This is a genomic window from Tissierellales bacterium (genome assembly GCA_035301805.1).
Lineage (GTDB): Bacteria > Bacillota > Clostridia > Tissierellales > DATGTQ01 > DATGTQ01.
Genome location: DATGTQ010000116.1, coordinates 1 through 8,305 on the forward strand (window position 1 = coordinate 1; position 8,305 = coordinate 8,305).

The 8,305-nt window shown below is 29.7% G+C and carries 9 protein-coding genes; all 9 read left to right on the forward strand.

Annotated elements, in window-relative coordinates; genetic code table 11:
• A partial coding sequence (locus tag VK071_05235) for a ParB/RepB/Spo0J family partition protein (protein ID HLR34720.1) occupies positions 1-611 on the forward strand: 611 nt, incomplete at its 5' end.
• A gap of 114 nt (positions 612-725) precedes the next feature.
• Positions 726-1,499 carry an AAA family ATPase gene (locus VK071_05240; GenBank protein ID HLR34721.1) on the forward strand — a complete coding sequence of 258 codons (774 nt, stop codon included), beginning with the start codon at positions 726-728 and terminating at the stop codon, positions 1,497-1,499.
• A complete protein-coding gene (locus tag VK071_05245; GenBank protein HLR34722.1) occupies positions 1,499-2,365 on the forward strand; it encodes a ParB/RepB/Spo0J family partition protein in 867 nt (288 codons plus the stop codon). The genes VK071_05240 and VK071_05245 overlap by 1 nt, the downstream gene beginning before the upstream one ends.
• A 56-nt stretch (positions 2,366-2,421) precedes the next feature.
• On the forward strand, positions 2,422-3,327 hold the full coding sequence (locus VK071_05250; GenBank protein ID HLR34723.1) for a PhzF family phenazine biosynthesis protein: 906 nt from the start codon (positions 2,422-2,424) through the stop codon (positions 3,325-3,327).
• 74 nt (positions 3,328-3,401) lie between these two features.
• Entirely contained in the window at positions 3,402-4,025 is a 624-nt protein-coding gene (gene ytaF, locus VK071_05255) for a sporulation membrane protein YtaF (GenBank protein ID HLR34724.1), read from the forward strand.
• A 59-nt stretch (positions 4,026-4,084) separates the two neighbouring features.
• Positions 4,085-5,047, forward strand: coding sequence for a calcium/sodium antiporter (locus VK071_05260; GenBank protein HLR34725.1), 963 nt, complete (start codon positions 4,085-4,087; stop codon positions 5,045-5,047).
• 190 nt (positions 5,048-5,237) lie between these two features.
• On the forward strand, positions 5,238-5,723 hold the full coding sequence (nuoE, locus tag VK071_05265) for an NADH-quinone oxidoreductase subunit NuoE (GenBank protein ID HLR34726.1): 486 nt from the start codon (positions 5,238-5,240) through the stop codon (positions 5,721-5,723).
• Between the two features lie 17 nt (positions 5,724-5,740).
• Positions 5,741-7,624, forward strand: a complete 1,884-nt coding sequence (locus tag VK071_05270) for an NADH-quinone oxidoreductase subunit NuoF (protein ID HLR34727.1) — start codon at positions 5,741-5,743, stop codon at positions 7,622-7,624.
• A 16-nt stretch (positions 7,625-7,640) separates the two neighbouring features.
• On the forward strand, positions 7,641-8,305 hold a 665-nt coding region (locus tag VK071_05275), incomplete at its 3' end, for a 2Fe-2S iron-sulfur cluster-binding protein (GenBank protein ID HLR34728.1).

The window sequence follows — 8,305 nt, forward strand, 5'->3', positions numbered from 1 at the left end:
TTAGAGCATCGAAATTAGCCAAGTTAAATGAGGTACCTGTGATTATTCTTGATTATAGAGACATAGATTCTGCTATGGTAGCATTAATTGAAAATCTTCAAAGAGAAGATTTAAATTTTATTGAGGAAGCTGAAGGATATAGTAATTTAATAAAAGATCATGGCTTCACCCAAAGTCAGCTGGCTGAAAAGTTAGGAAAAAGTCAATCTACTATAGCAAATAAACTTAGAATTTTGAAACTACCAGATGATGTTAAAAGAATGATCTTAGGTACTAATTTAACTGAAAGACATGCAAGAGCACTTTTAAGAATACCTGATGATAAATTAAAACGTGAAGTATTAGAAAAAATTATTCAAGACGATTTGACTGTGAAAAGAACTGAAAAGTTGGTAGAAGGTATATTAGATGATATGATGAAGGATGAAGAGAAGGAAGAAAAGAAACAAAATATAAAAGGGTTAATAAATTTAAGAATATATTTAAATACTATTAAAAATGCATATACCGAAATAAAGAAAAGTGGTTTAAATGCTACTTATGATGAACAGGATAAAGGAGATTTTGTTGAAGTTGTAGTTCGTATACCGAAAGATGGAAATAAAAAATAGATTAGTATTGAGGCTTAAGAGCCTCTTTTTTTTATGCAAATCCTATTTTATTTTTTTATATATTAAGATATAGTATATAATAGAATCAATATATTTGTTATAGGAGCTGAAAGAATGTCTTATATTGTATCAGTTTTTAATCAAAAAGGTGGAGTAGGTAAAACAACTTCAGTTATTAATTTAAGTTCGGCATTAGGAAAACTAGGGGGGAAAATTTTAATAGTTGATGGAGATCCACAAGGAAATACCACTAGTGGATTAGGAATAGAGAAGAAAAGTCTAGATATTTCTATATATGATATGCTTATTAATCAAGTAAAGCCAGATGATATAATTATAGAAACTAGTGCTGAAAATGTATTTATTATTCCAGCTAATGTAGATTTAGCTGGGGCTGAAATTGAATTAACAAATGCAGAAAATAGAGAAACTATTTTAAGACAAGCTTTATTAAGATTAGATAGTAAATTTGATTATATTTTCATTGACTGTCCTCCATCTTTAGGGTTATTAAGTATTAATGCTTTAGTTGCCTCTAAAAGTGTAATTATACCAATACAGTGTGAGTATTATGCTTTAGAAGGTGTTAGTCAGTTAGTTGATACAATCTCTTTGGTAAAAAGAAGTTTAAATCCTAATTTGGAAATAGAAGGTGTTATATTAAGTATGTTTGATGGAAGGACTAATCTTTCTATACAAGTTGTAGATGAGGTAAAAAAATATTTTAAAGGCAAGGTATATACCAGTATTATACCTAGAAATGTTAGATTAGCAGAGGCGCCAAGTTATGGATTATCAGTTATAGATTATGACTCAAAATCAAAAGGTGCAGAAGCTTATATGGATTTAGGTAAGGAATTTTTAGAGTTAAGTAGGGAGGAATTATAATGGCTACTAAAAAGAGAGGGTTAGGTAAAGGTTTATCAGCATTAATTCCTGAAGAACCTATGGAAGAAATGGTAAGTAATGAAGTAGATAAAAATGCAATAGTAAACATTGATATTTCCCTAATAAAACCTAATAAAAATCAACCAAGAAAGGAATTTGATAAACAAGCATTAGAAGAACTAAAGCATTCTATCAAAGATTATGGAGTTATTCAACCAATCATAGTTAGAAAGAAAGGCGAAGAGTATGAAATAGTGGCTGGAGAAAGAAGGTGGCATGCAACAAAAAATGCTGGTTTGGAAAAAATACCTTGCATAATAAAAGATGTAGAAGAAGTAGAGGCTACGAAATTAGCATTAATAGAAAATATTCAAAGAGAAGATTTAAATTCTATAGAAGAAGCGAAAGCCTTTGATGATTTAATGAAAAACTATGGCTATACTCAAGAAGAAGTGGCAAGAATTATAGGTAAAAGTAGATCTTATATAGCTAATACTATTCGATTATTAAACCTTGAGGATAAAGTAAGAAATTATGTAGTTGAAGGCAAATTATCTAGTGGACATGGAAGAGCTTTATTAGCTATAGAAGATGAAGAAAATCAAATTAAGGTTGCAGAAAGAATTGTAAAGAATAAGTTAAATGTAAGAGATACAGAAAAATTAGTGAAGGATTCTAATAAACCTGTTAAAAAGGAAAAAGTATATATAGAGGAAGATCCATTCCTTGTAGAAATTGAAGAAAGTTTAATGAATGTTTTAGGGACAAGGGTATCTATATCCTCTGGACGAGAAAAGGGTAAAATTGAAATTGAATATTATGGGGATGAGGATTTGGAAAGAATTTTAGAAATGCTTTTACATTAAAATGTTTCACGTGAAACATTTTAATTATATAAAAAGAAATGGGAGTGGATGATTTAATGGAAGTAAATATATATCAAGTGGATGTATTTACAGAAAGTACTTTCCAAGGGAATTCAGCAGGAGTAGTACCTTATGCAAAAGGATTGGATGAAAAGGATATGCAACGTATAGCTAATGAAATGAATTTATGTGAAACAGCATTTATTATTCCAATAGATAAAAACAAATTTGAAACTAGATTTTTTACTCCATGTTGTGAAATAGAACTTTGTGGACATGCAACTATTGGCTCATTTTATACATTAGGTAAAATGAATTATATTTCACCAATTGAAAATGGAAGAAAAAAAGTTATTCAAAAAACTAAAGTAGGAGAATTGCCAGTAGAACTATTTTATACTGATGGTAATATAGATAAAGTTTTTATGGAACAAAAAAATCCTGATTCTTTAGGTAGAATTGACAACTTAACAGAATTATTATATGCATTAAATATAAAAGAAGAAGATATTGGAATAGGGGAGAAATTTGTATACCCAGAAATTATATCTACTGGCGTGCCAGATCTTATACTTCCATTAAAAGAAAAAAAGACTTTAGATAATTTAATGGTAGATTTTAGGAAGGTATCAAAGATATCTGAAAAGTTAAAGATTACAGGAATTCATGTTTTTCATTTACCAAATGCTAATAGTGATAGAGTATATGCAAGAAATTTTGCACCTTTTGTGGGAATTAATGAGGAAGCAGCAACTGGCACTTCCAATGGAGCTTTAATGTACTTTTTGAAGAAAAATAAATTAATAAATTCAAATGAAATAAAAGCTATACAAGGAGAAGTTTTAGGAAGACCAAGTGTGCTTTACTGTGAAATTGGGGAGAAAAACAATGATTTCATAGTAAAAGTAGGAGGAAAAGCTAGAATAGTTTTAGAGGGAGTTTTATGTTGTAAACCGACTTAGGGTCGGTTTTTGTGTCCCTTTTCATCTTAAATGAATACTATATTTATAGTCATATAATTTAAGGAAGTGATAAAATGGTAGAATCATTGTTGATGGTTTTAGCAATTAGTTTAGATTCTTTTGCCATAGGTCTAGCTTATGGTACAAAAAATATAAGACTTCCTAAAAAGTCTTTATTGGCTATAAATATAGTCTGTACAACTTTCCTAGCAGTATCAATATTTTTTGGTAGCACTGTAAAAAATGTATTACATGAAAATACTGCTTCTATTATAAGCTTAATAATATTAGTAATTCTAGGCTCATATTACCTTTTAGATAGTATTTTAGAAAGCTTTTTGAAAAAAGGGAAATCTAGAGATAAAAAAATAAAGTTTGAATTTCCTAGCATACAAATAATAATAGATATAGCAATTGATGGAACAAAAGCAGATATAAATAAATCGGGAGATATTGATTTAAGTGAATCAATATATTTAGCTATAGCTTTATCTTTAGATGCCCTTGCAGTAGGATTTGGAAGTAGCTTAGGTAGCATAAATATAAAAGAAGTTTTAATCAGCTTCTTTTTTATAAATATATTAGCTATTACTTCAGGCTTTCATATAGGCAATAAAATAATTTCGAAAGCTAAAATAAATTTATCCTGGATTTCCGGTTTAATTCTCATTTTTTTAGGATTAAGTAATTTGTTTTAAAATTAGTTTGTAATATTGAAGCCATTAAAGCAATACAAATATATTAATATACTATTGAGATGGCTGGTGAAAAGATGGAAACAGGATTAACATTTTTGTTTTTTGCAATAGGGTTATGTATAATAATAAAAGGTGGGGATTTGTTTGTAGATGGTGCAGTATGGATTGCCTATAAAACTGGAATACCCTCTGCTATAGTTGGTGCAACTGTTGTAAGTATAGCTACTACGTTACCGGAACTTTTTGTATCTACTGTAGCTAGTAATGAGGGATATTCAGATATGGCTCTTGGTAATTCTATAGGCTCTACTATATGTAATATTGCTTTTGCACTAGGAATATGTGCTTTAATAAAACCAATAAAAATAAAAAGTAAATTTTTTGGTATCAAAGGCTTTATGATGATAGCTTATCTAATTATTTTTTTCTTTTTTGCACTAAATGGGGTAGTAACTCATAAAGAAGGTTTAATACTTATTTTATTATTTTTAGTATTTATAGGATTAAATATAATTGAATTAAAAGAAAATGATATTAATAAAAATAAAAAAGTAAAAAAAACCTTTAGTAAGAGAGAAAATATTATAAATATAATTAAATTTATAATAGGATCATGGTTTATAGTAATAGGGGCTCATATACTTGTAGATACTGGAGTAAAAATTGCCTATATTCTTAAAATACCTAAGCAAGTAGTTAGTTTAACTCTTTTAGCAATAGGTACTTCTTTACCTGAACTTGTAACCTCTATATCGGCAATAATGAAAGATGAGGATAGTATGTCTGTTGGAAATATTTTAGGTGCAAATATTTTAAATCTAACTATAGTCCTAGGGATTTCTTCTTTAGTATCTGACAATGGACTTATAGTTCAGCGTCAAACAGTCTTTTTAGATCTGCCTATATCATTATTAGTAATGTTACTTTTTGTTTTTAAAGGGATTTTTAAAAATGAAATAGATAGAAAATTGGGAGGCTTACTATTAGCTATATATATAATTTATTTAATAATTTTATTTTAGAAAGAAAATTTAATAGATAAAAAAGATTATTAATTTTGGATTATTGACAATTGTCGAAAAATACAGTAATATTGTATTAAATAATTTAAATAAAATATATTAAATAATAGTTATGCACCGGAATAAAAAGACAGTATTTTTAATTTAATACTGTCTTTTTATAAACTGTTATCATAATAAGGGGGATTATATGGTATTTGAATTTGACTGGGATGCAAATGAGGAAAAGGTAAAAGAACTTAGGAATAACATGAGAAAAAATAAAGATGAAAAGGGAATTTTAATGTCTACACTTCATGCAGTACAGGACTCTTTTGGGTATTTACCAATAGAAATACAAGAATTAATCTCAGAGGAATTAAATATACCTTTATCAGAGATATATGGTGTAGCCACTTTTTATTCCCAATTTTCCCTAATGCCAAAGGGAGAAAATAAAATAAGTTTATGTTTAGGTACAGCTTGTTATGTAAAAGGTGCTCAAGATATATTGGACGAGCTTATAAAAATACTTGGTATAGAAGTAGGAGAAACCACTCCAGATGGGAAATTTTCCATAGAAGATACTCGTTGTTTAGGAGCTTGTGGATTAGCACCTGTAATGGTAATTAATGATGATGTTTACGGAAAATTAAAAAAAGGTGAAGTTGAAGAGATACTAAATAAATATAGATAATTTGGAGGTGAATATATATGATAACAATTAAAGACTTAAATAAAATAAGAGAAAAAAAATTATGTCAAATTAAACTTAGAAAAGAAGATTTTTCAATAGAGAAAGGGATAAAAAAGACTCATCCAATACATGTTATGGTTTGTGGTGGAACTGGTTGCCATTCTTCAAAAGGAGATAAAATTAGAATATTATTAAAGGAAAAGGTTAAAGAGAAAGGTTTAGAGGATAAGGTTAAAGTTGTCCTTACAGGTTGTTTCGGGCTATGTGAAGCGGGTCCTAATATTGTTATATATCCGGAAGGTATATTTTATAGTCATGTAAAGTTAGAAGATGTTGATGAAATTGTAGAAAAACATTTTGTTAAAGGTGAAGTTGTAAAAAGATTATTGTTTGAAGAAGCCTACAAAGACGAGAAAGTAGTACCTGTTCAGGAAGTTAACTTTTATAAAAAGCAAAAGAGAGTTGCTTTAAGGAATTGTGGAATTATAAACCCCGAGGATATAGAAGAGTATATTGCTATGGAAGGTTATCAAGCCTTGGCAAAGTCTATAACAGAAATGACACAAAAAGAAGTTATTGATTTTATGAAGGACTCAAACTTAAGAGGTAGAGGAGGAGCAGGTTTTCCTACGGGTCGAAAGTGGGAGACAGCTTATAATTATCCAGCAGATAAGAAATACATAATATGTAATGCAGATGAAGGGGATCCTGGTGCTTTTATGGATAGAAGTATTCTGGAAGGAGACCCTCACTCTATATTGGAAGCTATGGCCATTAATGGATATGCAATTGGCTCTGATCAAGGTTATATATATGTAAGGGCAGAATATCCTATAGCCGTAAAAAGGCTAGAAATAGCTATAGAGCAAGCAAAGGAATACGGTTTATTAGGAAAAAATATTTTAGGGACAAATTTTAACTTTGATATAGAATTAAGATTAGGAGCAGGAGCATTTGTATGTGGTGAAGGTACTGCACTTATGGAATCTATAGAAGGTAAAAGAGGAATGCCCAGAACAAAGATATATAGAACAGCTCATAAGGGGCTATGGGGAAAACCTACTATAATAAACAATGTGGAAACCTTTGCAAATATACCGGTAATTTTTCAAAAGGGCATAGATTGGTTTAGAAGCATAGGAACAAAAGATTCACCAGGAACAAAAGTATTTGCTTTAGGTGGAAAAGTAAGACATACTGGTTTAATTGAAATACCAATGGGAGTTACTTTAAGAAATATAATATTTGATATAGGTGGAGGAATACCAGGAGGAAAAGAGTTTAAAGCAATTCAAACAGGTGGACCTTCAGGAGGTTGTATACCAACAGAATATTTAGATACACCAGTAGATTTTGAATCATTAGGAGAACTTGGTTCTATAATGGGCTCTGGTGGCATGGTTGTAATGGATGAAGACAACTGTATGGTAGATATAGCTAGATTCTTTTTAGATTTTACTGTAGAAGAATCCTGTGGAAAATGTGTTCCTTGTAGGGAAGGTACTAAAAGAATGTTAGAAGCTTTAGATAGAATAACTGAAGGAGAGGGAACTCTTAAAGATATAGAAAAATTAGAAAGTTTATCAGAAACAATTACTGTTTCATCTCTTTGTGGTTTAGGTCAAACTGCAGCTAATCCAGTTGTATCTACATTGAAATATTTTAGAAATGAATATGAGGCCCATGTAAAAGATAAAAGTTGTCCTGCAGGAACTTGTCAAGAATTATTAGAATATTTTATAACAGAAGATTGTATTGGATGTACAAAATGTGCTAGAAATTGTCCAGTTTCATGTATATCTGGTAAAGTGAAAGAAAGACATGTAATAGATACAGAAGCTTGTATAAAATGTGGAACTTGTATTGAAGATTGTCCTGTAGGTGCAGTAATAAAGAAATAGGATAAGGAGGGGAAAAATGAGAAATATAACTCTTACTATAGATGGTCAAAAATTAACAGTACCTGAGAATTATACAATTATTATGGCGGCGGAGGAAATAGGAATAGAAATACCAGCTTTATGTTATGATCCTAATTTAGAAATAGTTGCTGCCTGTAGATTATGTCTAGTAGAAGTAGAAGGTTGGAATAAGCTAGTTACTGCTTGTTCTACAAAAGTAGAAGAAGGAATAGTTATCCATACTGAATCAGAGAAGGTTGTAAATGTAAGGAAGGATATTTTACAACTTCTTTTAGATAATCATCCTAATGATTGTTTAACCTGTCAGAAGGCTGGGGAATGTTTATTACAGAAATATGCTTACAGATATGATGTGAAATTTAGGGAACATAGTGGGGCTAAAAGACCAGATTTTGTAGATACCTCCAGTCCATATATTTTGAAAGATGATAGTAAATGTATTCTTTGTGGTAAATGTGTAAGAACTTGTGACCAAGTTAGTGATAGAAAAGTATTGTCTTTTGCAGAAAGAGGGTTTGATACAAGAATAGTTTTAGATGCAGATTTTTCTTTTGATGAATCAATATGTGTATCTTGCAATAGATGTGTAACTGTTTGTCCAGTAGGAGCCTTATTGGATAAAAGACTATTAGGTAAAACTAGGGTTTGGGATGGAGAAAT

What these genes read in the sequence shown, in the direction of transcription:
- VK071_05270 (HLR34727.1), top strand. Translation starts at nt 5,741, where the DNA reads ATGATAACAATTAAAGACTTAAATAAAATAAGAGAAAAAAAATTATGT.
- nuoE (HLR34726.1), top strand. Translation starts at nt 5,238, where the DNA reads ATGGTATTTGAATTTGACTGGGATGCAAATGAGGAAAAGGTAAAAGAA.
- VK071_05250 (HLR34723.1), top strand. Translation starts at nt 2,422, where the DNA reads ATGGAAGTAAATATATATCAAGTGGATGTATTTACAGAAAGTACTTTC.
- ytaF (HLR34724.1), top strand. Translation starts at nt 3,402, where the DNA reads ATGGTAGAATCATTGTTGATGGTTTTAGCAATTAGTTTAGATTCTTTT.
- VK071_05240 (HLR34721.1), top strand. Translation starts at nt 726, where the DNA reads ATGTCTTATATTGTATCAGTTTTTAATCAAAAAGGTGGAGTAGGTAAA.
- VK071_05245 (HLR34722.1), top strand. Translation starts at nt 1,499, where the DNA reads ATGGCTACTAAAAAGAGAGGGTTAGGTAAAGGTTTATCAGCATTAATT.
- VK071_05260 (HLR34725.1), top strand. Translation starts at nt 4,085, where the DNA reads ATGGCTGGTGAAAAGATGGAAACAGGATTAACATTTTTGTTTTTTGCA.